Below are 25,011 nucleotides of genomic sequence, written 5' to 3' on the forward strand. Positions count from 1 at the left end.
CCGGTCGTGGCAACGACAGCCTGAATGGCGGGATCGGAGATGACGTGTATGTGATTGCGCAGGGAGGAGATCGAAAGCAGATCAGCGATCTGGATTATACGGCTGGCAATCGAGATGTGGTGATGTTCACGAATGTGCTGGGAGCCGATGTGACGCAGGTGGAACGGCATGGTTCACAGCTGTATCTGCATTACGGGAATGGCGACCAGCTGTGGGTGAATAACTATTTTGTATCAGGGGCTTTCCGGGTTGAAGCCTTTCAGTTTGCGGATGGAGAGCTGTGGGGGGATGTGGATCTGCGGGATCGTGCGGTGGTAGGAGGTGCAACGTCAGGCAATGACTGGTTGGGTGGATTCACAGATATGGTGAACCGAATTGATGGGTTGGATGGCGATGATCAGTTGCACGGTGGTGTGTTTGATGATGTGTTGAAGGGTGGGAATGGGAATGACTGGCTGAATGGCAACGACGGCGATGATTGGCTTGATGGTGGTGCAGGGAATGATGTATTGAGTGGCGGCTCAGGTCGTGACTGGTTGGTGGCCGGTCGTGGCAACGACAGCCTGAATGGCGGGATCGGAGATGACGTGTATGTGATTGCGCAGGGAGGAGATCGAAAGCAGATCAGCGATCTGGATTATACGGCTGGCAATCGAGATGTGGTGATGTTTCAGAATCTTCGATCCCAGGATGTCACCGCAGTCGAGCGTCACGGCAATCAGCTGCTGTTGCGTCTTGCAGGAGGAGGTCAGCTTTCAGTCGAAAATTACTTTGTTTCAGAGGCCTTTCGTATTGAAGCTTTTCAGTTCTCAAACGGTGTCGTTTGGGGTGACAGACAACTCAGAGATCGGGTTGTCGTGGGCGGAGCAACAGCAGGTAATGACACCCTTGGTGGCTTTACTGACATGGTCAACCGCATCAAGGGGCTGGACGGAAACGATCTTCTTTATGGTGGCCTCCTCAATGATGTGCTGACAGGTGGAAATGGAAATGACACGCTCCATGGTGGCGACGGTGATGACATTCTCGATGGAGGTTCTGGCCACGATGTCCTTTATGGTGGACGAGGCCGGGATCGTCTCCTCTCTGGTACTGGCAGCGATATTCTGAATGGTGGAGAAGGTGACGACACCTATGTGATCGCCAGGAGTGGTTCCCTGAAGCAGATCACAGACTACGATCCAAATCCTGCAAACCATGACACGGTCAGATTCTCAAATCTGAAGTCAACTGATCTGATCTCTTTTCAACGACAGAACTTAAACCTTGAAATGAACTTCGTGACCAAGGACCAGCTGCTGGTTTCGAATTACTTCCTTGCCAAGGAGTTCAGGATTGAGTCTTTTCAATTTTCCAATGGAATCACCCTTGGCGAGTCCGACGTGTTCGCCCTCATTCCCCCGTTTTAGCACTCCCCGCCTTCTCCCCCTGATTCGGCCGCGGCCGATAAATCGCCATCCCGATCACCTCCTGCACCTTGCCGGCGTATGTGCCGAAGTTCCCACTCCGGATCACCCCGGCTCCATCAGCTGCGTGGATCGCATCCAGCATCCCATCGCGCTTCTCCAGGAAGCCCACGTGGGTCACATCCAGCCCCGGCACCTTCGTCACCAGGGCAAAGATGTCGCCGCTGCGCAGCGACGGCAGCACCCCGCTCAGCGCCGCCAAAGGGATGTAGGCCTGGTTCAGCACCAGATCTTTCTCCAGCTCCGTGATGCACTGTTTGTTGCGGGCCAGCTGCATCGGCTTGTAGCTGCTGATGTGGTTGCTCATGAAATTGAGCGGCACCGTGCGGCTGCTGGCCCCCGGCAGAAACGGGGTGAGGTTCACCAGGTAGCCATTGCGCTCGGCCGCTTCGGCCCAGCGGCTGAAGTAATGCTGCCGGCGGCAGTAGTCCACCTTGCCATCCACATAGCGCAGCCGCCGCACGTGCTCGCCGAAGCGCTCCACCCCCTCGGTCTTGGTGTCCACCTTGCGGCTGTTGCTCAGTGCCAGCAGCTGCTCCACGAACAGGAAGCAATCAAACTGGGTCAGATCCAGCAGCAGCTGCTCCTTCGGGCCGCCATCGAGGGAGAAGCCCTTGAACGGCAGGCCCAGGTAGCGGCGCGCCAGTTGCACCAGCGCTTGGTTCATCGGTGCCCAGGCCGTGGCGTCGATGGCTTCGGCCGCCTCTTTCTTGGTGTTGGCCACGAAGCGAGGCGTGGGATCCCCCAGGACCACACCATCCGACAGGGACGGCGGCGCCGCCGCAGCGTTCTGGCTGGCTGGCGCGACGCCCCGCATCAGCAGGTTGGCCGCCGCCAAGCTGGCTCCGGCGGCGATCAGCACCGTGAGGCCAACCAGGAGAATGGGTTTGCGCATCCAGCCGCCGCCGCCGTCGCTGCCGCGACCCTACAGCCGCCCTCAGGCCGCGCTGCTCGCCAGCCACTCCCCGAGCGCCACTGCCGGCAGCTGGGGGCTGCTGGTGATCTCGATGATGCGGCCGATGACGGCCGGGCTCTCCACCACATCCAGGCACACCCGCGCCACCAGCCGCCGCGGGATGCTGTTGCTCTCCTGCTGGTCGGGCCCGCTGAAGCGGATGCCTTCGGCCTCGATTCCCTCCTCTGTTTCCTTCAGTCCACCGGGGCGCACCACCGTCCAATCGAGGCCACTGGCGGCCAGCCAGCGCTCCCCCACCCCTTTCCACACCAGGATCAGCCCGAACAGATTCAGCGGGTGGAACCAGCGACCGCTGCACAGGGCGCTCACCAGCACCACCCGTTTGATTCCCGCCTCGCGGCAGGCGGCGATCTGGGAGCGGATCGCCAGGGCGTCCACCTTCAAGGGGCCGGCCAGATCCACCGACGGCCGCGCCCCGGTGGCGATCACCAGGGCGTCGCAGCCAGAGAGCGCCGCCGCCAGCGCCTGGCCATCACCCAGCTCCAGGCGCACCAGCTCGGCGCCGGCCAGCCCGGGCGGCACCGCCGAGCCCGGCCGCAGGATCGCCTTCACGCCCCAGCCCCGGCCCAGGGCCTCTTCCACCACCCGCCAACCTGTCTTGCCTGAAGCTCCACTCACGGCGATGCAGGTCATGGGGTGCCGTTGTTCATTGCGTTGGTGACCATTCTCGTGGCCCGCCCGTTGGGATGGCGACAGCCAGCCCGGGGCCGGCTGGGTAGGCTGAAGCCATGGCCGAAATGGTTCTCGAAGTCAGTCACCTGAGCGTGCGGCGTGAGGCCGTCACGGCGGTGGATGACGTCAGCTTCCAGCTGGTGGCCGAATCCGACACCGCCCTGGTGGGCCCGAACGGGGCCGGTAAGAGCACCCTGGTGCAGGCGATCCTCGGCATCCTTCCCCGCCAGGCCGGCGAGGTGCGCTTCCTGGGCTGCAGCCTCGGCAGCCGCGGCCAGTTGCCGCGGGAGCTGCGCGCCAAGCTCGCCTACCTGCCCCAGACCCTGATTCCCCGGGGCCGCTTCCCGCTCACGGTGGCGGAATTCGTGGGCCTGGGCTGGGATTCGCCGGGCCTGTCCCTGCCCTGGCTGGGCCGCCAGGAGCGCAGCAGCGCCATCCGCGCCGCCCTGCGCAAGACCCTCTGCGCCGACCTGGCCGATCGCCTGCTGTCCGAACTTTCCGGGGGCCAGCTCAAGCGGGTGCTGCTGGGCTTCTGCGTGGTGCGCCCCCGCCGCCTGCTGGTGCTCGATGAGGCCCAGGCCGGCCTCGACGCCCGGGCGGCCGAACAGTTCCACACCCTCCTCTACCAGCTGCGGCGCAGCGAAGGCTGGACGATCCTGCAGGTGTCGCACGACCTCGAGATGGTGCGCCGCACCTGCGATGGCGTTCTCTGCCTCAACCGCAGCCTGCGTTGTTTCGGCACCCCCGACCACGCCCTCAGCCCCACCCGGCTGGCCCAGATCTACGGCCCCGGCTTCGTTCCTTACCACCACCGTCACCCACCCCACCGGCCCCCCCATGCCGAGGAAACCCCGCCGCCCTGAACGGCCCGCTCAGGGCGGCAGGGGGTGGCCGAAGCCCGTGGGTTGCGCATACAGCCAGCGCAGCGTGGCCCGATCGCGCCGGCTCAGCGCCAGCACCGGCTGGGCCCCGGGAACGGCCGCCATGGCGTCGGCGGCATCGTCGCTGTGGCCCCACAGCCCGAAGGCATGGCCCAGTTCGTGCAGGGCGGTGGCCTCGGTGGCCAGAGGCCGCTGGCCCGGGCTGATCAACACCTGCACCCGGGGCTCCAGGATCCAGCCGGCGCCCCGGTCGGCCTCCACCACCGCCAGCTCGGCGCGGCCATGGCTGGCCCGGGTGCGGCCGGAGGCCTGCCGCTGCAGCGGCGGCCGCCGTCGCTGGATCCGCACCTGGGCCGCCGCCGGATCCTCCACCCGGGTGATCGTCAGTTCCTGTTGCCATTGGCCCAGGGCCCGCTCCACGGCGCCGAGCCAGAGCGCGTCCCAGCGTTGGCCGGATCCGCCCGTCGCTGCGGGCTCCACCCACACGCACCAGTGATCGAGCCGGGGCCAGCCGAGGCCCGTGGGCCGCAGCCGCTGGCGGTAGTCCGCGCCTGGCTCCCCCGGGGGAACGGCGGCGGCCGTGCTGGGCGTTTCCCCGACGGCGCGGGTGGCCACAGCCACGGGGCAAGCGGCCGGGGCGGCCTGGAGCGGCGGGGCCAGCAGCAGCAACGCCGGCACCAGGCCGGCCACCAGCAGGCGATGGGGCCGGCCCATCAGCCCGCCAGTCCGACTCCGCGAGCCATCAGGGAGGCCATCAGGGGGATGGCGGCAAAGCCAACAAGCTCAATGTTGAGCACCCAGCGCAGCCGGTTGGCCAGGGCCTCGCTCACCTTGGGCAGCTCCCCCTTGCGCAGCGGGATCGCCCAGAGGATGTAGGTGATGGTGGGATAAAGGGAAAGGGCGCCCACCGCCAGGTAGGTGCCCACCTTCCACCAGAACAGGGGGTTCTCGGTGTAGAAGCTGGAGCCCTTGCCGAAATACAGCACCCGCAGGATGCCGCTGAGCAGCACCCCCAGGGCGGCCAGGCCGTAGGTCACGTCCGTGATCACCATCAGGATCGCGTCCTTGCGGTCCGGGTCGGGCCGGATCAGGCGCCGCTCCAGCACCAGGGCGCCGAAGCAGACCATGAAGCTCAGGTAGTGCACGTAGGCCACCCCGGCGCTGGAGAGCACCTCGGAGGGGATGGAGAGAAGCCCGGCCATCGGCTGGTGTCAGGGGATCGCCCCGGACGGTAGCGGCTGGCTCCTGGCCTCCGGGCCCCGGGGCGCACCGATCTCCGACATCCGACTGAAATCAGCAGAAAATAAGGAACTCATTGGCTTTATGCGCAAGACGCAACGGAACACTGAAGGCTTTCTGTTTGTTTCAGGAACATCCAGAAACAACCGTAGGTTCAACGTATCGATTCGGAGGCTCCATGGCGAGTTCCCTCAGTGCCTTTCTCGGCGAGATCGGCCGCCATCAGCTGCTCACCCCTGAGCAGGAGCTCACCTTGGGGCGAAAAGTGCAGGCGTTGGTCAGCCTCCAGGAACGCTGTTCCCAGGCGGGCGGTACGGGTCCGGCCTGTGACTACGACGATCTCGAAAAGCGCACCATGCGCAACGGCGAGCGGGCCAAACAGCAAATGGTGACAGCCAACCTGCGGCTGGTCGTCAATCTCGCCAAGCGCTATCAGGGCAAGGGCCTCGATTTACTTGATCTGATCCAGGAAGGCACCATCGGACTGACCCGGGCGGTCGAAAAGTTTGATCCCACCCGTGGTCACCGTTTCAGCACCTATGCCTACTGGTGGATTCGTCAGGGGCTGAACCGGGCCCTCTCCACCCAGAGCCGCACGATCCGCATTCCCGTCAACGTCAACGAGAAGCTCACCCGGTTGCGGGCCGCCAAGGCGCGCCATCTCCAGTCCCACGGCCATTCCCCCAACGCCGGTGAACTGGCCACCGCCATGGGGCTGCCCGTGGCCGAGGTGGAAGACCTGCTGGGCTGCGAGCTGCGCAGCGTCACCGTCAGCCTGCAGGGGGCGGTGCGCTCCAAGGCCGATCCCTCCGAGCTGGTGGATGTGCTGCCCAGCAACGAGCCGGCGCCGATGGAGCGGGCCGAGCAGGCCGAGCGCACCGAGTCGGTCTGGACGCTGCTGGAGAAGTCCAACCTCACCCCCAAGGAGCGCACGGTGGTGATGCTGCGTTTCGGGCTCGACGGCAGCCACGAGTGGCGCACCCTGGCCGAGGTGGCCCGGCAGCTGGAGTGCAGCCGCGAGTACTGCCGCCAGGTGGTGCAGCGGGCCCTGCGCAAGCTGCGCAAGACCGGCATCGAAAGCGGCCTGGTCGACGACTGCACGTAGGGGGATCCACCCCTCGTGGATGACGCGGCGTGGCCCACAGAATGAATGGACGCCAAACCCGATGGCGTGTCCCTTCCCCTGAGCAGATCGCCATGGCTGTTGCTCCCGCCGATCAGGCGCCCGTCGATGCCGAGGTGCTGGAGAGCGCCGTTCTCGATGAAGCGCTGCTGGTGAGGCTGCTGCGCCGGGCTGGCCGCACCATCGCCCGCCCCGCCTTCGAGTGCGTGGAGCTGCTGCTGGATGGCGGCACCCCCCCCCAGGTGCGGCTCACCGTGCTGGCGGCCCTCACCTACCTACTGCTGCCCCTCGATCTGATCCCCGACTTCATCCCGGCGGCCGGCTTCAGCGACGACATGGTGGCCCTGACGGCCTTGCTGGGGCTCTGCGGCACCCACCGCACGCCGGCGATCCGCGCCCGGGCCCAGAGTCGGCTGGATCGCTGGTTTCCCCTCTTCCGCCAGCAGGGGTAACGTCCGTCGATGCAGGCGTCCGCCCCTTCCCTCAGCCCGGAGCAGCTCGACGAGCTCCAGAGCCTCCTCAAGGACTGGTTGCGGCTCACCGGCCGCACCCAGTCGGATCTGCGTCGGGCCCTGAGGGCCGGATCGATCCGCATGCCCGTGCTGCTCGAGGAGCTGCACCGCACCTACAGCCACCAGGGGGCGGCGGGGCTGGCCGAGCGCCTCTGTGCCATCGAGGCCCAGTGGCTGGCCGAGGAGCCCGGCGAGGACGCCGACTTCGCTGCAGCCAACGACCCGTTGGCGAATTCGATGGGGCAGCTCGATCTGCTGCTGCAGGAAATCCGCGGCGAGTAGGCCAGGGGCCCCTGGGCTGGCGGGCCAGGCGACCAGCCTCCAGAGTGGGGTCAGACCGATCCTGCGGCCCCGTGCCGACGACCACCACCATGAACGCCACCTTCCCCTGTTCCCTGCGGGCCGCCGCTGCCCTGGTTGCCGGCCTGTGCTTCTCCGGCGCGGCCCAGGCCCAGGTGGAGTCCTTCATGCTCAAGCGTGGTGGCAATGTGGGGCCGGAAACCAAGATCAAGCCCACCAACTGCGTCACCGGCGTCGATGGCTCAATCACCTGCGACACCGTGATTGAGAATCCCCCCAGTGACACGCCGGCCCAGCCCAACTACCAGCCGTTCAAGAACTGATGCGACGTCTGCAGCGGATCTTCCAGGACACGATCTTTCTGCGCCTGATCGACCGGGGCGAGCGCTGGGTGGCCAAATTGCTGGCAGCCGTGCTGTTCCTGGTGCTGGCGGTGGCGGCCCTCAAGTTCACCGTCGAGGTTGTCGTTCAGCTGTTCGACCCCAACCGGCGCTGGGTGGGGGAAGGCCTCATCGCCGTGCTCGGCGATCTGCTCAATCTGTTGATCGCCATCGAGGTGCTGCAGAACATCACCTCCTACCTGCGCCGCCATGTGGTGCAGATCGAATTGGTGCTGCTCACCGCCATCACGGCCGTGGCCCGGAAGGTGATCGTGCTGCCCCCGAACGCCGAGAACAAACCGATGCTGGTGGTGGGTCTTGGGGTGGCCGTGGTGTGCCTGGCGGCGGCCTTCTGGATGGTGCGCCGCGTCAATGAGTCGGAAGTGAGTCAGCGGGATGGGGCGTCCAGAACAGAGCCAGCCAGATCGTTCCAGGAGACGGGTCACTCGCCAGCAGCCGGTGCCGCCGACCCGCACTGATCAGCAGCGCGTCACCACAGGCCAAGGAACGGGGTTCGGCCTCATCGGCGAACTGCAACCGGGCGCTGCCCTGCAGCAGCAGCACCCATTCCTGCTCCGTCTGGTCGTACCAGAAGCCCTCCGGGCTGGAGGCGCTGCAGGAGTGGATCCGCTCCAGGCGCAGCTGCGGGGTCTGCAGCAGCACCGTTGTCACTTCCTCTCCAGCGTTGGGGCAGGGGCCCCGCACCAGGGAGGCGCCTTCCCCAGCAGAGCCTGCCTCGGCTCCGTCGCCCGCTGCTGGCTCGCCCCAGCGCCGGCCGATCTCGAAGCCGCAGGAGCGGGCCAGGGCCACCACCTGATGGTGATCGTCACAGTCGCGCAGGGCCGCTCTCAGGGCGGGATCGGCCTCGCTCAGGGCCACGAAGGCATTGAGCTGGCGCACCTTCTCCAGGAACTGCTGCAGCTGGGCTTCGGCCATGGGGGGAGGCGCTCAGGCGTCAGGGCAGATCCTTGCCCATCCGCCAGCGCAGGAAGGAGACGCCCCCCAGGAGCACCGTTTCTTCGCCGTCCACCACCCAGCCCCGCCGCTCCAGCAGCGGCCTTGACAGCTGGCTGGCCTCGGTGCGCAGACGGCCCACCCCCTGGGAGCGGGCGTGCTGCTCCAGGGCCCCCAGCAGGGCACTGGCCCGTCCCTGGCGGCTGGAGCGGCCCCGGCAATACAGCAGGGCGAGCCGGTCGCTGGGATCGAGAAGGGCAAACGCTTCGATGATCGTGTCGTCGTCGTTGGCACAGCTCACCAACCCGTGGCCGCGCCGCAATGACGACCGGAAGTCATCATTGCGGCTTGCCTGTTGTGACCAGGCCTCGATCTGTGACGGGCTGTAGAGGTTCCCGGCCTGGCTGATGACCGCCTCGTGATACACAGCGACCAGCTGCTGGCAATCATCGGGCCGGAGTGGACGGATCGGCAGCATCATGGACGTGAATGTGCATGGATTGTCGCCGCTTTCGGCAGAAGGCTGATCGCGCTGGTGTATGTTTTTGTTCTAACCTCACACACGACACCGCGTCTATACCATGCTGACTGGATCGGAATTGCTGGCCAAGGTCAAGGAACTCGGCGATGTCGGCAAGTCGGAGATCGTACGGGCCTGTGGCTATGTTTCTACCAAGAAGGATGGTGCCGAGCGTCTGAACTTCACCGCCTTCTACGAGGCCCTGCTGGAGGCCAAAGGGGTCGAATTCGGTGCGGCCGGCAAGGTCGGCAAAGGGGGGCGCAAGCTCAGCTACGTGGCCACGGTGCAGGGCAACGGCAATCTGCTCATCGGCAAGGCCTACACCGCCATGCTTGATCTCAAGCCCGGCGATGAGTTCGAGATCAAGCTCGGCCGCAAGCAGATCCGTCTGATCCCCGCCGGCAGCGCCGACGAAGAGGATTGATCCGCTGGCGTCCGCTGCTGTCGCTGCTGGTGGGCCTGCTTCTGGTGCTGGGCCTGATCCTGCCGCCACCGGCCCTTGGCTTCCCAGGGCCAGCTTTTGCGTTGCAGGCCGGTGATCCCGAGGTCGCCCGTCTTGATACGGGCGGCCGCTTGTTTGAGGCCCACTGCATCGGCTGCCATGCCCAGGGCGGCAACATCATCCGCCGCGGTAAGACATTGAAGCTGGCAGCGCTGGAGCGCAATGGCGCCGCCAATCCAACGGTAATCGCCACGATTGCGGCCACAGGCATCGGCCAGATGGGCGGCTACGGCGAGGCTCTTGGTGACGGCGGGGCCGAAGCCGTGGCCGCCTGGGTGTGGCAGCAGGCCCAGGACGGCTGGCCCCGCGGCTGAACTGGCGTCGTTGGCGTTGCTCCAGCCCCTGCGCCGGCGCGGGGCTCAGAAGGCCTGGATCCAGGGATAGACCTCCACGGCCGTCCAGATGCCCTGGCGCCAGTAGATGTCCCCCTTGACGAGGCTCTCCACCATTTCCAGGTCGTCGGCTTCGTAGAGGCCGAAGACGTGGCTGGCGTCGACGGTGGGCCCCAGGGTGAGCAGCACGCCCTCCTCTTTCTGGCGTTGCAGTCCGGCCAGATGCTCGTCGCGGTAGGGGGTGCGGCGCTCGAGGGCGTCGGTGCAGTAGGTGCCCCAGAGGACGAATTTCATGGGCCGCAGGGTGGGGGGAGAACGTCTCTCAGCCTTTCATTCTCCGCGTCCGTCATCGCTTTTTTGAAACACCAGCAGGCGGTTGTTGGCCGGCATCGCCGCATCGGCCTGCAGGTGCAGCCCCAGGCGGGAGGCCATGGCCTGGAGCTCCACGGCGTCGCGAACCCCCATGGCCGGATCCAGCTGTTGCAGATGGGCATCGAAGGCCTGATTGCTGGCGGCGGTGTGGCCATCGCCGTAGCGGAACGGGCCGTAGATCAGCAGCAGGCCCTCGCCGGTCAGAACCTTGACACTGCCGGCCAGCAGGTGGGGCACGGCGGCCGCCGGCATGATGTGCAGCGTGTTCGCCGTGAACACCGCTTCGTAGGGCCCACTGGGCCAGTGGGCCTCGGTCACATCCAGCACCAGCGGCGGCGCCACCAGGGCCCCCGGGGCCATGTCCTTTTGGCCCTCCAGGCAAATGCGTCCGGCCAGTCCCGCCATCGATTCGGGGCGCTCACTGGGCTGCCAGCGCACCCCAGGCAGGTGGCGGGCCATGTGGATGGCGTGTTGGCCGCTGCCCGAGCCCACCTCCAGCACCCGGGCCTCCGGGGGCATCCACCGGCGCAGCAGCGTCAGGATCGGCTCCTGGTTGCGCAGGCAGGCGGGGGAGAACGGCAATTCGAGCTTGATCTTCATTCCATCATGGGGGGATCCACCCTCCACCATGCCGGTTTTTCCCATGCGCGATCCCGACCTGCGCCCGATGGCTTCGCTTGCCCCGGCGTCGTTGCTGGCCGCCCTGGTGCTGCTGCTGTCATTGAGCGCCTGCGCCCCTGTGCTGTAGCGCCTAGAGCGGCTGATCGAGGGCGGTGCGCAGCTCGGCGGCGAAGGCACCGGCAGCGGCGGCCACATCGGCTCCGCTCTGGTGGGCCTGGTCCATGCGCCGCACCAGGGCGCTGCCCACGATGGCGCCGTCGCCGCCCCAGCGGCGCACCTGCAGGGCCTGCGCACCGGTGGCGATGCCGAAGCCCACCGCTACCGGCGTGGGACCCAGTTCCCGCAGCTGCTGCACCAGCGGACCCACCCGCGTTTCCAGGCTGGCGCGCACACCCGTCACGCCGGTGACACTCACCAGGTAGGTGAAGCCGCGGCTGGCGATGTGGATGCGGGCCATGCGCTCGGCCGGGGTGTTAGGGGCCACCAGCAGCACCAGGTCCAGCCCATGACCCGCCGCGATCGCGGAGAGTTTCTGGGCCTCCTCCAGCGGTAGATCGGGCACCACCAGGCCGGCGGCACCGGCGGCGGCGGCCTCCCGGCAGAAGCTCTCCATACCCCGGTTGAGTAGGGGGTTGCTGTAGGTGAACAGCACCACCGGCAGGGTGAGCTGGCCCCGCAGGGAGTCCAGCATCGCCAGCACCCGCCCCGGGGTGGTGCCGGAGGCCAGGGCGCGGCTGGCGGCGGCCTGGATCACCGGGCCATCGGCCAGCGGATCGCTGTAGGGGATGCCCAGTTCGATCAGGTCGGCGCCGGCGGCCTGCAGGGCCAGCAGGCTGGCGGCGGTGACCGTCAGATCGGGATCCCCCGCCATCAGAAAGGGCATCAGGGCACAACGCCCCTCGGCCCGCAGGGCAGCGAAGCGCCGCTGGATCGGCGTGGGGGTGGTGGCAGGGCCGGCGGTGGCGGCGACGCTCATCGGGCCGGATGGCAGGACGGGGCCTCTGAGCCTATGGGGTCGTCCTCACATCTCGGCGTCGGCCTGCAGCTGCCCCACTTCGGCCAGCAGCTTGGCCTGCTCCTCGGGGCTCATGGCGTCGAACTTTCGCTGCAGCTCCTCGTCGGTGACGGCGTCGTAGGCGGCCCGGTAGCGGCGCCGCTGCTCCATGTAGGTCATCTTGCCGCCCACCACCCGCAGCAGGTAGCTGGCCGTCCAGCCCAGCACCACCAGCATCAGCACCGCCGAGGCGGCGATGCCGGGGGAGAAACCCTCCAGGCCGCTGGAGCGGAACAGCCAGTAGCCCCCCCCGCCGATGCCGAAAACCACCAATCCCAGCAGGATCGCCTGTGCGCGGGTCACGGATCAGGCCTCGCCCTGGCCCGCCATGCGCAGGTTGAGGAAGGGGGAGAACAGGATCAAACCCGGGAAGAACAGGAACACCAGGCCATAGATGGCGGTGCGCTCGATCTTGCCCATCACGGTCCAGCGCTTGTGCATCCACCAGTAGAGGGCCAGGGGCACCACCACCAGGTAGGCGCCGGCCAGCACCAGATAGGCGCCGATCACCAGCAGGGTGTCGAGCGGCAGGCTGCTCAGGGGTCCGCTCAGGGCCACCGGGGTTCGGCGAAGTGAGGTGAATCTAGGATCCCTGCGCGGGGGCATGGCGAAATTGGTAGACGCAGCGGACTTAAAATCCGCAGACGGCAACGTTGTGGGGGTTCAAGTCCCCCTGCCCCCATCGTCGCTGCTGCTGGGAGTGGCCTCCTGATGCTGGCGCTCCTGCTGGAGCTGGTGGGCCGGCCGCTGCTGCAGCCCATCGCGCGACCTGAGCCCCGCGCCCAGCTGGCGCCGCTGCCGCTGCCCCCTGCGGGGCCCTACACCGTGCTGGTGGCGGATTGGGGTCACCACACCTCGATCGTGGTGCAGCAGCCGCCAGGCTGGCGCCTCGGTCCCCCGGGGGCGGAGGCGGCCCCGTTCGTGGAAGTCGCCTGGGGCGACCGGCGTTACTTCCATGGCGCCGACCGCAGCCCCCAGGCCCTGGCCGCCGCCCTGTTTCTGCCCACTGACTCGGTGCTGTTCCTCGCCGGCCACCCCGATCCGCCGCGGCTGCAGGGAACGGTCGCCGTGTGGCAGCGTCAGGTGGAGGCCCCCACCCTGCAGGCCCTGCTCACCGCCCTGGAGCGCTCGGCCCAGCGCACCCCCGCCGGCGAGCGACGCGCCCCCCTGCCATCGCGGCCCGACCACGGTGGTCGTTTTGTCCATGCCCACGGCGCCTATCTGTGGACCCGCAACTGCAACTGGTGGACCGTGCAGCGGCTGCGGGAGGCCGGACTCGCCACCGACCCGACAGGGGTGGTGGTCGCCGCCCAGGTGCCTGGGCGTTTGCGGGGCTTCCGGCCCTTGGAGTCCTGAGCCCTTTCTGGCTTCCGGGTGGTTCCTGGCCCGGAAGAGGCCCCATCACTCCTGGATTCTGGGCAGCAGTCGCAGGCCCACCACCAGCCAGACCAGGGTGAGCACCAGGCAGAGGGCCGTCCAGCGCCCCAGCCCTAAGGAGGTGATGGCCAAGGGGGCGAACACCGTGATCAGGCCGCCGCCGAGGAAGGGCTCGAACAGCAGCTGCTTGAAGGAAAACGCCTCCATCACGTGGCTTCGACCCATCGGATCGGCCATGCGCAGGAGCAGCAGGCCGTTGGCGGTGCTGCCGGTGGCCTGGCCGAAATCGGCGATGCCCCGCTCGAACCAGGCATCGCTGAACAGCCGCGGAGCCAGGACCAACACCATCAACACGTTCCACACCAGTCCCACCACCGCCAGGATCGTGAACGGCAGCAGGTTGTCGGCCAGCAACGGCAGATTCAGACTGGCCATGGCGGCGGTGATCAGCACGTCCGTCGACAGCGAGGCGATGCTGGCCTGGTCCGTGGCCGAGGCGAGAAACGGCTGGTCCAGCTTCTGCAGCACCAGCTGCACCAACAGCCCACCCACCATCGCCAAAGGAAACACCGGTAAGGCATCGAACAGCGGCGCGATCTGCAGCAATCCCTGCTTGATCAGCACACCCAGGCCCACCGCCACCCCTGCCAGCGATAGGTTGAGGGTGAGCACATCGAAGCTGATGGACTGATCGGCGGGGATCAGCCCGGCGGCCCGCTCCGCCGCCAGACGCCCCTGGGCGCCGAAGCTCCCCTTGCGACTTCCCACCAGGGCGGCGGGGCTGCGGTGTCGCTGTCGCAGCAGCCAGGTGCGGGCCTGGCCCAGAAGCACCAGGGCGGTGCCGAGCAGCACGGAGGCGATGACTCCCACGGTGGCCATCGCCAGGGCCAGGGTGCGCCCGGCGGGAAAGCCCAGTTCCTGGAAGGTGCGGCCCATGCCGGCTGCCGTGCCGTGGCCTCCCTCGAAGCCCACCTCCACCAGAGTGGCCATCAACGGATGGCTGCCCAGCAGCGGCCGCAGCAGGGCCAGCACCACCACCCCGGCCACCAGGTACTGGCCGAAGCCGATCACCATCGAAAAGGCGGTCTGGTGAGCGGCCCGCTGCCATAGCTGTTGCGGGCTGGGCAGCCGCTGGCCAAGAAACAAGGTGGCGAACACCAGCGCAATCAGGGCCGCCGGTGCCTGGGCCCACACCTCAATCATCGTGTCGGGGACAAGCTGCACCGGTCCGTAGGGACCCACCGCCAGCCCCAACAGGCCGGCGATCAGGGCTTCTGGCAGACCCAGCTGGCGCAGCAGCGGCACCCGCCGGCGCAGTACCAGGGCGATCAGCAGCAAAAAGCTGAGCACCGAGAAGGAGACCAGGACGTCGAAGACCTGCATGGGCACTCCGCTTGGGGTCTCCAGCAGACCGGCCTCAGCATGGCGGGGCCGCCAGTCCAGCCTGAACAGAATTGTGGCCAAGCACACGTTGTGCTGCTCGTGCAGCACGCCCGCAGACCCCCGGTTCTGTGGTCTGGGCTATGGCCGGGCCATGGGCCTCAGATCGAACGGCGCCGGGCTGGATGGCTGGTTCTGGATCCCTGGGCGAAGGACAAAAGTTCATCACTAACTGTGTCTGTGGCTCTCCACACGCAGCGCCTCCAGGGCCTTTCGTGGTGGCCTCCCCTGGCCTAGACCAACCTCAACGAGGGATTGGAAAATTGGTTCATGTCGCTCCGCTCCTGGCCGCCACCTGTCTGGCGGGTTTTGCCCTGTTGCAGCTGCTGTTCAGCATCGGCACCTGGTGATGATCGGCATGACCCCTGCCCGTCCCCCGCACCATGAAGGTGATCGTTGATCTTTGGGTGGTGCCGATTGGTGTGGGGGTGAGCCTGGCGTCCTACGTGGCCACCTGCGAGCGGGTGCTGCAGCAGGCCGGGCTCACGATTCGGCTGCATCCCAACGGCACTGCCATCGAGGGTGACTGGGCGGCGGTGATGGCGGCGATCGAGGCCTGTCATGCCGCCGTGCACGCCATGGGCTGCCCGAGGATCTTCACCACCGTGACGATCAACACCCGCACCGACCGCGACCAGAGCCTCGACGACAAGCTGGCCAGCGTGCAGGCGCTGCTGGGGTGAGCCTCACAGCAGCCATCCGGGCCGCAGCAGCAAGGCCAGCCCCAGCGCCAGCATCACCGCGCCACTGATCAGCTTCAGCCAGCGGCCGCCGGCTTCGGTGAGCTTGTTGCTGCTCAGGGCCAGCACGGCGGCGGCCACCATCAGGCTGTCATCGGCGATGTAGCCGAGGATGTAGAGGCCGAGGTAGGCGTAGTGGGCGCTGGCTGGCAGGTTCTGCTGGCTGAGCACTGCCGTGTAGATCGCCGGTAGGCCGGCGGTGCAGAGCAGTTCCACGGCATTCACCACCACGGCCAGGACCGCCACCGCCGCCAGGGCCGGCAGCAGGGAGCGGGACTGGACGACGTTGCGCAGGCGGGCGTAGAGGCCTGGCTTGGCCGACGCCGGGATCGAGAGGCTGAAGCCGCTGCCCTGGCGCCGACTGTCCAGCACGTTCACCACCCCCACCGTGATCGCCAGGCCGGCGAGCACCAGCCGCAGCCCGGTGGACCAGCCCAGCAGCAGAAACACGTTCAGCCAGGCGGCCATGAAGGCGTAATAGACCGCTCCGCTGACCAGCACGAACGTGCCCGCCACCAGGGCCATGCGGCGACGGTTCTGCCAATGCACCAGCAGTGACAGCAGGAACAGCAGCACCCACATGGCGCAGGGATTGAAGCCGTCCAGCAGCCCCATCGCCAGGGTGAACAACGGCAGGCCCAGCCCGTCGACGCTGAGGCGGCCCAGGGGGCCGAGGCTGAGCCCTGCGGCACCGGCCGCGCCTTCGCCGGGGTTGTCTGGACTGGGCGCTGCCACCAGGGCCAGCAGGTCCTGCCCGCGGCCCCCAGCGTCATCGAACCCCACCAGCAGCCGGCCGGCGTACGCGAACGCGGGCACGCCGGGGGCCTGGATGCCCGCCTGCTGTGACAGGCGCAGCAGGTCGTCGCGGGCCTGCGGATCGATCCCCACGTCGCGCAGCCGCACCTGCACGGCCGGCCGCTGCCGCTGCAGCTCGGGCAGGAAGGCCTTGGCGGCGGCGCAGTGGGGACAGCCCTCGCGCACGAAGACTTGCAGTTCGCCGGCTGCTGCTGCTGCGGGCGATACCAGGCTCAGCAGGGCCGCCAGGGCCAGGGCCAACAGCCCTTGCCGCCAACGTCTGGTCGCCGCTGTGGCTGTCCCCATCGCCATCGCTTCCGGGCCTGGTCTTGATCCTCGCTGCTGTTCGGCTGCGGGTGGGAAACTTGAACGCTTTGCTGCGCCTGCGGGAGGGGCCAACGATGGATCCAGCCGCGTCCACCGGTGCCGGAAGCTTCGGCCTCCTGCTGTTCCCGGGGGTGGAGGAACTCGACGCCATCGGTCCCTGGGAGATGGCCGCCCTGTGGGCACTCCAGCCCAGCGGCCCGAGGGAGTGTCTGCTGATCGGCCAGAGCGAGGCGCCGATCACCTGCGCCAAGGGGCTGGTGCTGCTGCCCCAGGCCAGCTTCGCCACGGCTCCGCCGCTGGATGTGCTGCTGGTGCCGGGCGGGCTTGGCACCCGCACGCAGGTGAACAATCCGGCGCTGATCGGCTTCCTCCGCCAACAGGCGGCCAGCTGCCGGGCGGTGCTTTCGGTCTGCACCGGGGCTTTCCTGCTGCAGGCGGCCGGCCTGCTCTCGGGCAAGCGGGCCACCACCCACTGGGCCTCCCTGGAGCGCCTGCGTGCCCTCGGCGACGTGGAGGTGGTGGAGGAGCGCTTCACCCGCGATGGGGCGATCTGGACGGCGGCTGGCATCTCCTCTGGTATTGATCTCACCCTGCAGTTCATTGCTGAAACGGCCGGAGAAGAGGCGGCCGCCACGGTGCAGCTGGAGGCTGAGTATTTTCCGGCTGCGAAGATCTATGGAACGGCCGCCAGCCGGGGCAAGGGGGCGGCCTATTTCCGGACGTCTTGAACGGAAGGCAAGTGAACGGAGCTGCAACGATGGGATGGGTGTTTCCACTCAGCTTGGCGATAATTCGTTCTGATTAGGATGAATGAAGAGCAGAGGAAATCCCATGACAACTTGCGAACGATCCAGCACAAGTACCCACGCCCATCCCAACGCCACCGAAGCTCTGCATCGGGTCAAGAGTCTGGCTCTGTGTGATCCGGGGTTCGCCGTCGCCCTGCAAACATCTGATTCACCCCAGGTCGCGTCCGATCTGGCCCGACAGCACGGCATTGAGGTGAGTCCGGCCGCGCTCTGGCGCCACCGCGGCACCCTGGCGCGCGGAGGTCAGCCCACCTGGCGTGGCTGAAGGCGAGTGATCCTGAGCCGTTCAGAGCACTGGCCGCCAGGCGGCGCTCCGGTTGTCGACGGCATCGCTCTGATCGGTGAAGGGCAGCACCTGGTTGCGTCCGGTCTGCTTGGCCCGGTACATGGCGCGGTCGGCCCTGGAGATGATTTCGTCGGGGTTTTCGCCGGGTTGGACCATGGTCACGCCGATGCTCAGGGTGATCGACAGGTCGCCGGCACTGGTGGGGATCGGTTCGGCCACGGCCCGGCGCAGCTTTTCGGCGATCGCCATCGCATCGTCCAGGCTCCGCACCCCTTGCAGCACCACCATCAGTTCGTCGCCACCGATGCGGGCGGCCATGTCGCCGCTGCGCAGGCCGATGCGGATCCGCGTGGCCACGGTCCTGAGCAGTTCATCGCCTGGCACGTGGCCGAAGGTGTCGTTGATCCCCTTGAAGTTGTCGAGATCACAGAACAGCACGGCGGTGGCATCGCCATGGCGCAGCACACGGCCGGCGATGGCGGTGATCTGCTCCAGCGCTTCGTGGCGGTTCACCAGGCCGGTCAGTTCGTCGGTGCAGGCGCGGCGGGCCAGCTCCCGTTCAGCGGCCATCTCCTGATCCACCGTCCGGAATGACCCGACGATGCCGTCGAGACGGCCCAGCGGATCCCGGTGGGAGCTGGCATGCAGTTCCACCCAGCGCTGGCTGTGGTCGTGGGCCAGGGCCTGCAGCCGGCTGACCACCGTCTGACCGTTGGCCAGGGTACGGAGGTGGCGCTCCAGCACCGGTTGCTCGTCGGCGGGGATGAAGCGGCTGAGGGGATGGCCGATCCAGTCCTCCGGCTGCCAGCCCAGCATGCAGGTGAGCGAGGGGGAGATCCAATGGATCACCCCGTCCTTGATCAGCAGCACCACATCGCTGGAGTTCTCCGCCAGCAGCCGGTAGCGCTCCTCGGAGGTGGCCAGGGCGGCTTCCGCCTGAACCATCTCGGTCACGTCATTGAACTGGGCGATCACGAAGGCCAGGCTGCCGTCGGGACGGCGTGAGCAGGAGACACTGCAATCGACCCAGATGGGGTTGCCGGCCCTCTGGAGGATGCGCTTGCGCAGGCGATAGCAGGGGTGCTGGCCGCTGAGCAGATCCTCCATCAGCGGGGCTTCGCTGGCCTGGTCGGCCGGTGGCGAGAAGGCGTGCCAGGTGTGGCCCTCCAGACCAGCCGGGTCGCGGTCGAGCAGCCCGCAGCCGGTGGGGTTGATGGACAGGAAATGGCCTGAGGCATCGAGCAGGGCGATGCCGGTTGAAGCGTTCTCCATCGCTAGGCGCAACCGTTCCTCCGAAGCCGCCAGGGCCGCCTTGGTGCGCTCTTCCGCCTGGCGAGCCTCCGCCTCCCCCTGGATGTCGCGCCAGCTGCCGACCATGCCCATCACCTCCCCATCGGGCGCGAGCACCGGCCGCAGGGCCATGGAGACCCAGCGGCTGCCCCCGTCGGCGGCCCGGAAGCGCAGCTCGCAGACGTTGCTGTTCCCCTGCAGGACCCGTCCGATGGCTTGATCCAGCTGCCCGCGGTCCGCTTCCAATAGCAGTTCGTCGATGGTCCGTCCCTGCAACTGACGGGCGTCATGGCCCAGCAGCTGCCGCACCGACGGCGAGACCCAGGCGATCCGCCCGTCCCGGTCGCTGCTGAGGACCACATCCGGGGCGTTCTCGGCCAGCAACTGGTAATGCTCCTTGAGTTGCCGGTTGCTGCGTTCCTTCGCCTGAAGTTCCCGAGCCAGATGCATCGACACCCAGGCAAACCCGATCAGGCCGGCCAGCCGCAGCATCAGTTCCAGTGGTGTGGCCTGGGGTGCCTGAAGTGACCAGGCGACGGTGAGGGCGATCGCCAGACTCGTGATCCAACCCACCTGGCGCGGTGTGGAGAAGGAAGCCGCCAGCACCACGGGAATCCAGTAGTACTGGAACAGGGTGATGCCCAGGGTTCTCGTCAGGGCAAGGTCCAGCAGAAAAAGGCCGATCAGGGCAACGGCCGAGACGACGAATCTTGGATGGTATCGAGGTTGGGAAGAAATCAAATGATTCGGACTAACAAATGAGACGGCTAATCAATAGCCAGCCACTTCACCGGTACTTGCCGCCCGTCATGGCTGGGAGTGAGCCTGAAAGAAAGGCTTCATGGGGCACGTACCCATACTTGGGTGACCATAGCTAGAGGACTGCGTCCAGTCCGTAGCCCGGGCCGCTGCATTCCTGCTATCTGCATTCCTGCGGCGGCGGCCTTGCTGACCATGGCCCCAGGTGTGGCTAGCAAGGGGAGGTGGGACAACGACGGCATGACCGCTTCAACCGCAGCCAGCACCGATCAGGTCGCCTCCGGCACCGATCCGCGCATCGCCCAGGTGATCCGTCGCCATGGCGCCCGCGCCGACGCTCTCATCGAGGTGCTGCACCAGGTGCAGGAGCTCCACGGCTACCTGGCGCCGCAGTCGCTGCGGGACGTGGCCATCGGGATGCGATTGCCGTTGAGCCGCGTGCATGGCGTGGCCAGCTTCTACCACCTCTTCCGGCTCGAGCCCCCCACCGCCCACCGCTGTGCCGTCTGCCTTGGCACCGCCTGCTATGTGAAGGGAGGTGGGCAGGTGGCGGCCCGCATCGAGCAGCGGCTGGGGGTGCGCCTCGACGATCCGTCCGGCGATGGCGTCTGGGCCTTGCAGCACGTCAGCTGCCTGGGGGCCTGCGGCCAGGCGCCGGTGCTGGTGGTGGATGGGGAGCTGGTGACACGGCTGCCCGTCGACCAGCCCGAGGCGCTGGACGCCCGGCTGGAGGCCATCGGCCTGCCTCAGCGCACCACCACCTGATGGGTCCCCAGGTCGCGGGACTGGTTCAGGGCCAGCTCCACCCTGGAAAACATCGCCTGCCCAGTTCTATCCTAGGCGGCCAGCAGGCTGATCCCCGCGTTCATCGTCAGCTGAGCCGACGATCCGTCGCACGGGGGTAGGTCGGTCTCGCTGACGACCTTGCGGATCTGTTCCGCCGTGGTGCGGGCCGCTTCCAGCGGCTGGTCCCAGAGCAACACCAGGAATTCACTGCCTCCGGTACGAAGCAGTTCGTCATTGGCGTGCAGAAGCTGCTTCGTGTTGGCGATCAATTGCTGCAGGATTTCGTCCCCTTTCTGCAGCCCGTGGACAGCATTGATCGGCCGCAGTCCATGCACAGCAAAGGCCAGGCAGGACAGGGGTACGGAAAAGGCATTGGCCCGTTCCGAAACGTGTTTCAGGATGCGTGCCAAGTTTGAGCGGTTATTGATCCCCGTGAGGGGATCGGTGCTGCGGAGGATGCGCTGTCGTTCGGTGCTTTGCTTGAGTCTGGCGTTCACCACAGTGAAGTCCTGGCTCAGTCGCGCCACTTTTCTGTGTTGTTCCTGGAGGCGGCTCGCCAGGTCCTGGACCTCGATGATGCTGCTGCTGACCACGAGGGGCTCGCTGGCCAGGCTGCCGTTGAATGCAGGCGCTCCTGTCGTTTCCACCAAGGGGATGCGGAGGGTTCGAAGCTGCCTCTCCACTAACGAGGCGATCCCCTCACTGACCAGAACTCCCAACAGCATCACCGAGAGGAGTGTGATCAGCAGGCTGGTGCTTTGCTCCTGCAGGGTCTGCACCGCCGGCGCGGCGGGTTGCACGACCTGGACCTGAAAACGGGCGAAGGGCAGCGTGGTGCTCCAGTACCCCTTGACCCACACCCTGAGGGCAGGGCGGTTGCCGTTGGGAACCAGGATCTGCAGTCCACGCACCATTTTCTGCTGCGCAGGGGCGGGTCGGAAATGGTCCTCCAGCCGCAGGAACAAACTCGGGTTGGAACTGATCCGGGTGCCATCGATGTCGGTGACCAGGAACGCTGTCGCGCCGCTGCTGGCCGGCAGACCCCGGGATGGATCGCCGAGTTGGAGGGGGTTGATCTGGGCGGCGGCTTCGCCGACGCTGCGCAGATTTTCTAGAATGCTTTGCTGGGTGGCGCTTTGCAGCAGGTTGCCCGAGAGAAGGGTGACGCCCATCGAGGGCAAGGTGATGGCTGCCAACACCGCGGAGATCACGAGGCCCCGCAGGGGCAGCAGCCGCTGGCCCTGTCTGTTGCACCAAACCTGCAACAGCACGAACAGCAGGAAGGCTGCCATCGTGTTGCCGATGCCGTTGACCATCTGCTTAGCGGCCACCACGGCCACATTCGCAGGATCGATCTGCAGCACGGTGCCGTAGAAGAAGAACACCAGCGGTACCCCCACCAGGACCCAGAAGCCGATGTCGGCCAGGATGAGGCGACCCTTGAAATCGTGCTCCGGCGGACCACTGAAGCGGTTCACGAACAGCGCCAGCCAAAGGGCCTCGGCGCCGAAGATCACGATGGCCCAGGGATGCCCCCAGAGCTTCCAGGTGTAGAGGCTCGCCACCAGAGTGATCGCCACATTCCACCAGCCCCGCAGCCAGAACAGGCTGAGGGTGGCAGCGATCGATCCGAGCAGGATATGGATGCTGAAGAACAGGGGCACCACGCTCACGTTGCCCAGCACGGTCAGCCCGGCCAACAGCGCCAGAACAAGACCCTGGCGCGGCGTCAGGCTGCAGCGGGGGGCTCCCATCACAGGTGCACCTTGGCCGCGTCGCCGCCGGGCGCCGGGCCGGCGGCTGCTTGCTTCTGGAGCAGGGCTTCAAATTGGGTGGCGGCCAGGGGACGGTTGAACAGATAGCCCTGGAAGGCGGGGCAGCCATAGCGGAGCAGGAACGCCAGCTCCTCGGGGCGCTCCACCCCTTCGGCCAGGGTCTTCACCCCCAGCCCTTGGGCCATGGCCAGGGTGGCGCGCACGATCGACTGGGAGGTGGGGTTGGTGTCAACGCCATCCACGAAGGAGCGATCGATCTTCAGCTTGCTGATTGGATACTTGTGGATGGTGCTCAGGGACGAAAAGCCGGTGCCGAAGTCGTCGATCGCCAGATCCACTCCCATGGCCTCCAGTTCCAGGAGCTGCTCGCGCGTGCCCAGGGCCGGCATCAGGCAACTCTCCGTGATCTCCAGCTCCAGCCAGTGGGCGTCAAGCCCCGTGCGGGCCAGACACGCCGCCACCAGCTGGGGCACGCTCTGCCGTGGGTCCTGGAACTGGCGGTTGGAGAGGTTCACCGCCAGCCGGCCAGGGGCCAGGCGGTCCTCCACCCACGCCTGCCACTGGCGGCAGGCGTCCTCGAGCACCCACTCGCCGATCCGGTGGATCAGGTCGCTGGCCTCGGCGATGGGGAGGAACTCCAGTGGTGAAACGAGACCGAACTTCGGACTGCGCCAGCGCAGCAGAGCCTCCGCCCCCAGCAGCTTCCCCTGGCCGTCCACCTGGGGCTGGTAATGAAGTTCCAGCTGGCCGGCTTCCACCGCCCGCTCCAGATGGGCCTCGATCGCCAGGCGGTGCCGGCTGCGGATCGTCATCTCGGCGGTGTACGGCAGGACCGCCTGCGGCCCTTGGCGCCGGGCCTGCCCCAGGGCCGTGGCTGCGAACAGCAGCAGGGTTTCCGGCTCCGTGGAGTCCTGGGGAAAGCAGCTCACGCCCGCCCAGGCCGAAAGGGCTAGTTCCAGCGTTTCCACCGGCGCCATCGGATCGTTCAATCCTGAAACTATTTTATTGGCGATCTGCAGGCCTGTGGGATCGGCCGGATCCAGGGAATGCACGATCAGGAACTCACTCCTGCCGACCTGGGCCATCAGGTCCGAGGGGCCCACGAAGCGGCCCAGCCGCTTGACGACGACCTGCAGCAAGCGGTCCCCCTTGGCCTGGCCAAAGCTTTCCTCGACGCGCTTGAGGCCATCCAGCTCGATCCAGATCACCTGTAGAGGTTGTGACTGCTGGCAGAGCTGACTCAGGCGCAGCTCGGCCATCTGCAGATTGGGCAGCCTGGTGAGGGGGTCGTGATAGCCTAGGTATTCCAGCTGCCGATCCTTCTCCCGCAGGCTTGTCAGATCGGCCAGAGCTGCCAAGTAATGGCTGGGGGCGCCGGACGCATCGCGGACCACCCCTATCTGGAGCCAGGCGGGGTAAGTCTCCCCGCTGGAGCGTCGGTTCCAGAGCTCCCCTTGCCAACGGCCGCTGCCGAGCAGCTGCTCCCACAGCGCTGCATAGAACGCCTTGCTCTGGTAGCCGGAGTTCATCATGCGGATGTTGTGGCCCACCAGCTCCTCCTCGGCGTAGCCGGTGATGGCGCCATAGGACTCATTGCAGGAGAGGATCAAACCGCTGCTGTCGGTGATCACCACGCCCTCCTGGATCAGGGAGAAGACCTGGCGATGCAGGCGGAACCATTCCTGAGTGTCTTCCCAGTTGCGGCGCATCGCTTCCTTGTTCAGCGCCTCCCGTTGGATCGCCTGGTTCCCCCGTAGGACTTGCTGGCTCAGCAGGGCCGCCAGGAGGCTGGTCGCCAGTCCCAGCAGCAGCACCGCTCCCCAGGTGGGCAGCCAAGGTCCGGAGACTTGCAGGGGAATCCGAACCAGCAACAGCCACCGCTGGCCTCCGGTCACAAGCAGGCGCGACTGGGCATGGGGCAGCACGCCGGCTTGGGCGAGGTTGCGGGAGTCGTAGAGGAGTTGGGCGGGATCGGCACGATCACCGCTGTACAGCTGCAGGTCGATCAGCTCCTTCAGCTGGATCAACGGGTGGTGCAGGGCCTCCCGGATGAACTGCCGCAGCGGCAAGGTGGCGAAAGCCCATCGTGTCGCTGCTGTTGGCCCTCGGGCCGTGCCTGGACGGCTGCGGATGGGAAGGGTCTGCACGAGGAAAGGGGGCTCCCCTGGCCCTGGACGACCTGGGAAGAGCCCGCCGTCCTGGCGCAGGTCCGGGCCGGAGTCCCGGACCTTTGACCAGAGATCGCTTCCCAGCAGGCGGCGGCTGCTGGGGTCCAGGGGCGTGATCAGGCGGATCGGGGCTTTGCCGGCCTCGGCTGAGGCGTAACCCAGCGTGCCGAGGCCGTCCTGGGAGCGGCGGTCGCTCTCGAAGGAAGCGATGAATCGTTGCAGCTCTCCTAGGGTGACTCCCTCGGAAGCCAGGTCCAGACCGACAAGGCCGCGCAGCATCGTTTCGTTGTTGGCCAGTTTCCCCTGCAGGGCGCTGAGGACCAGATCGGCCGCGGGTTGCTCCCTAAGGTCGTGCTCCAGCCTTGACTGGTGGAAACTGCTCAACGTCATCAAGGACGTCCCGAGCAGCCCGATCGCCACCACGGCACCTAGGAGCCTGTTGCGCATAATGCCTGCGCTCACGCCATCCACCTCAGCCCGGCACTTTGTGTGAGCCGGCTTGTGCGGATTTTAGGGTACAAATCATACAAGGACAAGGCGATTAGCTACGGATGG

General features: G+C 66.9%; 30 protein-coding genes and 1 tRNA gene. 15 read left to right on the plus strand and 16 right to left on the minus strand.

Going from position 1 to position 25,011, the window contains the following annotated elements:
• Positions 1 to 1,409, plus strand: a 1,409-nt coding sequence (locus KBZ33_RS17600) for a calcium-binding protein (protein ID WP_315859227.1), incomplete at its 5' end; no start/stop codon positions are given.
• Here the strand turns inward: KBZ33_RS17600 and KBZ33_RS17605 are convergent.
• Complete coding sequence (locus tag KBZ33_RS17605; protein WP_254954755.1) at positions 1,393 to 2,361, minus strand: N-acetylmuramoyl-L-alanine amidase-like domain-containing protein; 969 nt, start codon at positions 2,359 to 2,361, stop codon at positions 1,393 to 1,395. The genes KBZ33_RS17600 and KBZ33_RS17605 overlap by 17 nt on opposite strands.
• A 42-nt stretch (positions 2,362 to 2,403) precedes the next feature.
• Positions 2,404 to 3,075, minus strand: coding sequence for an SDR family oxidoreductase (locus tag KBZ33_RS17610; RefSeq protein ID WP_254954754.1), 672 nt, complete (start codon positions 3,073 to 3,075; stop codon positions 2,404 to 2,406).
• Between the two features lie 95 nt (positions 3,076 to 3,170).
• On the opposite strand from KBZ33_RS17610, the gene KBZ33_RS17615 reads away from it, so the two are divergent.
• On the plus strand, positions 3,171 to 3,977 hold the full coding sequence (locus KBZ33_RS17615; RefSeq protein ID WP_254954753.1) for a metal ABC transporter ATP-binding protein: 807 nt from the start codon (positions 3,171 to 3,173) through the stop codon (positions 3,975 to 3,977).
• Positions 3,978 to 3,986: 9 nt separating this feature from the next.
• On the opposite strand, the gene KBZ33_RS17620 is transcribed toward KBZ33_RS17615, so the two are convergent.
• Positions 3,987 to 4,709, minus strand: coding sequence for a peptidase (locus tag KBZ33_RS17620; RefSeq protein WP_254954752.1), 723 nt, complete (start codon positions 4,707 to 4,709; stop codon positions 3,987 to 3,989).
• Positions 4,709 to 5,197 carry a DUF2214 family protein gene (locus tag KBZ33_RS17625; protein ID WP_254954751.1) on the minus strand — a complete coding sequence of 163 codons (489 nt, stop codon included), beginning with the start codon at positions 5,195 to 5,197 and terminating at the stop codon, positions 4,709 to 4,711. The genes KBZ33_RS17620 and KBZ33_RS17625 overlap by 1 nt, the downstream gene beginning before the upstream one ends.
• Before the next feature lie 215 nt (positions 5,198 to 5,412).
• Here KBZ33_RS17625 and KBZ33_RS17630 point away from each other — a divergent pair, with 215 nt between their 5' ends.
• The 5 genes from KBZ33_RS17630 (at position 5,413) to KBZ33_RS17650 (ending at position 8,028) form a co-directional block, all read left to right on the plus strand.
• Positions 5,413 to 6,339, plus strand: coding sequence for a sigma-70 family RNA polymerase sigma factor (locus KBZ33_RS17630; RefSeq protein WP_254954750.1), 927 nt, complete (start codon positions 5,413 to 5,415; stop codon positions 6,337 to 6,339).
• Positions 6,340 to 6,431: 92 nt separating this feature from the next.
• Positions 6,432 to 6,809, plus strand: coding sequence for a DUF1232 domain-containing protein (locus KBZ33_RS17635; RefSeq protein WP_254954749.1), 378 nt, complete (start codon positions 6,432 to 6,434; stop codon positions 6,807 to 6,809).
• Between the two features lie 9 nt (positions 6,810 to 6,818).
• Positions 6,819 to 7,151, plus strand: a complete 333-nt coding sequence (locus KBZ33_RS17640) for a hypothetical protein (RefSeq protein WP_254954748.1) — start codon at positions 6,819 to 6,821, stop codon at positions 7,149 to 7,151.
• 71 nt (positions 7,152 to 7,222) lie between these two features.
• The gene (locus KBZ33_RS17645; protein ID WP_254954747.1) at positions 7,223 to 7,492 is read left to right on the plus strand and encodes a hypothetical protein; all 270 of its coding nucleotides are present in this window, start codon (positions 7,223 to 7,225) and stop codon (positions 7,490 to 7,492) included.
• On the plus strand, positions 7,492 to 8,028 hold the full coding sequence (locus KBZ33_RS17650) for a phosphate-starvation-inducible PsiE family protein (RefSeq protein WP_254954746.1): 537 nt from the start codon (positions 7,492 to 7,494) through the stop codon (positions 8,026 to 8,028). The genes KBZ33_RS17645 and KBZ33_RS17650 overlap by 1 nt, the downstream gene beginning before the upstream one ends.
• On the opposite strand, the gene KBZ33_RS17655 is transcribed toward KBZ33_RS17650, so the two are convergent.
• Positions 7,919 to 8,485: a Nif11 domain/cupin domain-containing protein gene (locus KBZ33_RS17655; protein ID WP_254954745.1), complete on the minus strand. Its 567-nt coding sequence runs from the start codon at positions 8,483 to 8,485 to the stop codon at positions 7,919 to 7,921. The two genes, KBZ33_RS17650 and KBZ33_RS17655, sit on opposite strands and share 110 nt — an antisense overlap.
• A gap of 19 nt (positions 8,486 to 8,504) precedes the next feature.
• A complete protein-coding gene (locus tag KBZ33_RS17660) occupies positions 8,505 to 8,981 on the minus strand; it encodes a GNAT family N-acetyltransferase (protein WP_254954758.1) in 477 nt (158 codons plus the stop codon).
• A gap of 103 nt (positions 8,982 to 9,084) precedes the next feature.
• Between KBZ33_RS17660 and KBZ33_RS17665 the strand changes: the two genes are divergently transcribed.
• Positions 9,085 to 9,447, plus strand: coding sequence for an AbrB family transcriptional regulator (locus tag KBZ33_RS17665; RefSeq protein WP_216909975.1), 363 nt, complete (start codon positions 9,085 to 9,087; stop codon positions 9,445 to 9,447).
• Positions 9,444 to 9,839: a c-type cytochrome gene (locus KBZ33_RS17670; RefSeq protein ID WP_396108757.1), complete on the plus strand. Its 396-nt coding sequence runs from the start codon at positions 9,444 to 9,446 to the stop codon at positions 9,837 to 9,839. The genes KBZ33_RS17665 and KBZ33_RS17670 overlap by 4 nt, the downstream gene beginning before the upstream one ends.
• A gap of 45 nt (positions 9,840 to 9,884) precedes the next feature.
• Here KBZ33_RS17670 and KBZ33_RS17675 read toward each other — a convergent pair whose 3' ends face one another.
• From KBZ33_RS17675 to KBZ33_RS17695, 5 genes are all read right to left on the minus strand, one after another.
• The gene (locus KBZ33_RS17675; RefSeq protein WP_254954744.1) at positions 9,885 to 10,151 is read right to left on the minus strand and encodes a YciI family protein; all 267 of its coding nucleotides are present in this window, start codon (positions 10,149 to 10,151) and stop codon (positions 9,885 to 9,887) included.
• A 36-nt stretch (positions 10,152 to 10,187) separates the two neighbouring features.
• Entirely contained in the window at positions 10,188 to 10,829 is a 642-nt protein-coding gene (locus KBZ33_RS17680) for a DUF938 domain-containing protein (protein ID WP_254954743.1), read from the minus strand.
• A 151-nt stretch (positions 10,830 to 10,980) separates the two neighbouring features.
• Positions 10,981 to 11,826, minus strand: a complete 846-nt coding sequence (trpA, locus tag KBZ33_RS17685) for a tryptophan synthase subunit alpha (protein WP_254954742.1) — start codon at positions 11,824 to 11,826, stop codon at positions 10,981 to 10,983.
• Positions 11,827 to 11,871: 45 nt separating this feature from the next.
• Positions 11,872 to 12,207 (minus strand): DUF3007 family protein, encoded by a 336-nt coding sequence (locus KBZ33_RS17690; protein ID WP_254954741.1) that lies wholly within the window; start codon positions 12,205 to 12,207, stop codon positions 11,872 to 11,874.
• 3 nt (positions 12,208 to 12,210) lie between these two features.
• Entirely contained in the window at positions 12,211 to 12,462 is a 252-nt protein-coding gene (locus tag KBZ33_RS17695) for an NAD(P)H-quinone oxidoreductase subunit L (protein WP_315859228.1), read from the minus strand.
• A 40-nt stretch (positions 12,463 to 12,502) separates the two neighbouring features.
• On the opposite strand from KBZ33_RS17695, the gene KBZ33_RS17700 reads away from it, so the two are divergent.
• A tRNA-Leu gene (locus KBZ33_RS17700) sits at positions 12,503 to 12,586 on the plus strand.
• A gap of 29 nt (positions 12,587 to 12,615) precedes the next feature.
• Complete coding sequence (locus KBZ33_RS17705; RefSeq protein WP_254954740.1) at positions 12,616 to 13,260, plus strand: DUF2459 domain-containing protein; 645 nt, start codon at positions 12,616 to 12,618, stop codon at positions 13,258 to 13,260.
• 45 nt (positions 13,261 to 13,305) lie between these two features.
• On the opposite strand, the gene KBZ33_RS17710 is transcribed toward KBZ33_RS17705, so the two are convergent.
• Entirely contained in the window at positions 13,306 to 14,745 is a 1,440-nt protein-coding gene (locus tag KBZ33_RS17710) for a sodium/glutamate symporter (RefSeq protein ID WP_255011878.1), read from the minus strand.
• 359 nt (positions 14,746 to 15,104) lie between these two features.
• Between KBZ33_RS17710 and KBZ33_RS17715 the strand changes: the two genes are divergently transcribed.
• The gene (locus tag KBZ33_RS17715) at positions 15,105 to 15,404 is read left to right on the plus strand and encodes an MTH1187 family thiamine-binding protein (RefSeq protein ID WP_254954736.1); all 300 of its coding nucleotides are present in this window, start codon (positions 15,105 to 15,107) and stop codon (positions 15,402 to 15,404) included.
• A gap of 3 nt (positions 15,405 to 15,407) precedes the next feature.
• Here the strand turns inward: KBZ33_RS17715 and KBZ33_RS17720 are convergent, their stop codons facing one another.
• Positions 15,408 to 16,562 (minus strand): glutaredoxin family protein, encoded by a 1,155-nt coding sequence (locus tag KBZ33_RS17720; RefSeq protein ID WP_254954735.1) that lies wholly within the window; start codon positions 16,560 to 16,562, stop codon positions 15,408 to 15,410.
• 59 nt (positions 16,563 to 16,621) lie between these two features.
• Between KBZ33_RS17720 and KBZ33_RS17725 the strand changes: the two genes are divergently transcribed.
• On the plus strand, positions 16,622 to 17,311 hold the full coding sequence (locus tag KBZ33_RS17725) for a DJ-1/PfpI family protein (RefSeq protein WP_255011879.1): 690 nt from the start codon (positions 16,622 to 16,624) through the stop codon (positions 17,309 to 17,311).
• A gap of 103 nt (positions 17,312 to 17,414) precedes the next feature.
• Positions 17,415 to 17,657 (plus strand): hypothetical protein, encoded by a 243-nt coding sequence (locus KBZ33_RS17730; protein WP_254954733.1) that lies wholly within the window; start codon positions 17,415 to 17,417, stop codon positions 17,655 to 17,657.
• A gap of 21 nt (positions 17,658 to 17,678) precedes the next feature.
• On the opposite strand, the gene KBZ33_RS17735 is transcribed toward KBZ33_RS17730, so the two are convergent.
• The gene (locus KBZ33_RS17735) at positions 17,679 to 19,709 is read right to left on the minus strand and encodes a bifunctional diguanylate cyclase/phosphodiesterase (protein WP_254954731.1); all 2,031 of its coding nucleotides are present in this window, start codon (positions 19,707 to 19,709) and stop codon (positions 17,679 to 17,681) included.
• Positions 19,710 to 19,967: 258 nt separating this feature from the next.
• Here KBZ33_RS17735 and KBZ33_RS17740 point away from each other — a divergent pair, with 258 nt between their 5' ends.
• Complete coding sequence (locus tag KBZ33_RS17740; protein ID WP_254954730.1) at positions 19,968 to 20,492, plus strand: NAD(P)H-dependent oxidoreductase subunit E; 525 nt, start codon at positions 19,968 to 19,970, stop codon at positions 20,490 to 20,492.
• A 71-nt stretch (positions 20,493 to 20,563) separates the two neighbouring features.
• On the opposite strand, the gene KBZ33_RS17745 is transcribed toward KBZ33_RS17740, so the two are convergent.
• Both KBZ33_RS17745 and KBZ33_RS17750 read right to left on the minus strand, forming a co-directional pair.
• Positions 20,564 to 22,267, minus strand: a complete 1,704-nt coding sequence (locus KBZ33_RS17745; protein WP_254954729.1) for a GGDEF domain-containing protein — start codon at positions 22,265 to 22,267, stop codon at positions 20,564 to 20,566.
• Entirely contained in the window at positions 22,267 to 24,846 is a 2,580-nt protein-coding gene (locus KBZ33_RS17750) for a bifunctional diguanylate cyclase/phosphodiesterase (RefSeq protein ID WP_254954728.1), read from the minus strand. Before KBZ33_RS17750 ends, KBZ33_RS17745 begins: the two co-directional genes overlap by 1 nt.
• Positions 24,847 to 25,011 lie beyond the last annotated feature (165 nt).

It is taken from the genome of Cyanobium sp. Cruz-8D1 (assembly GCF_024345975.1).
Lineage (GTDB): Bacteria > Cyanobacteriota > Cyanobacteriia > PCC-6307 > Cyanobiaceae > Cyanobium.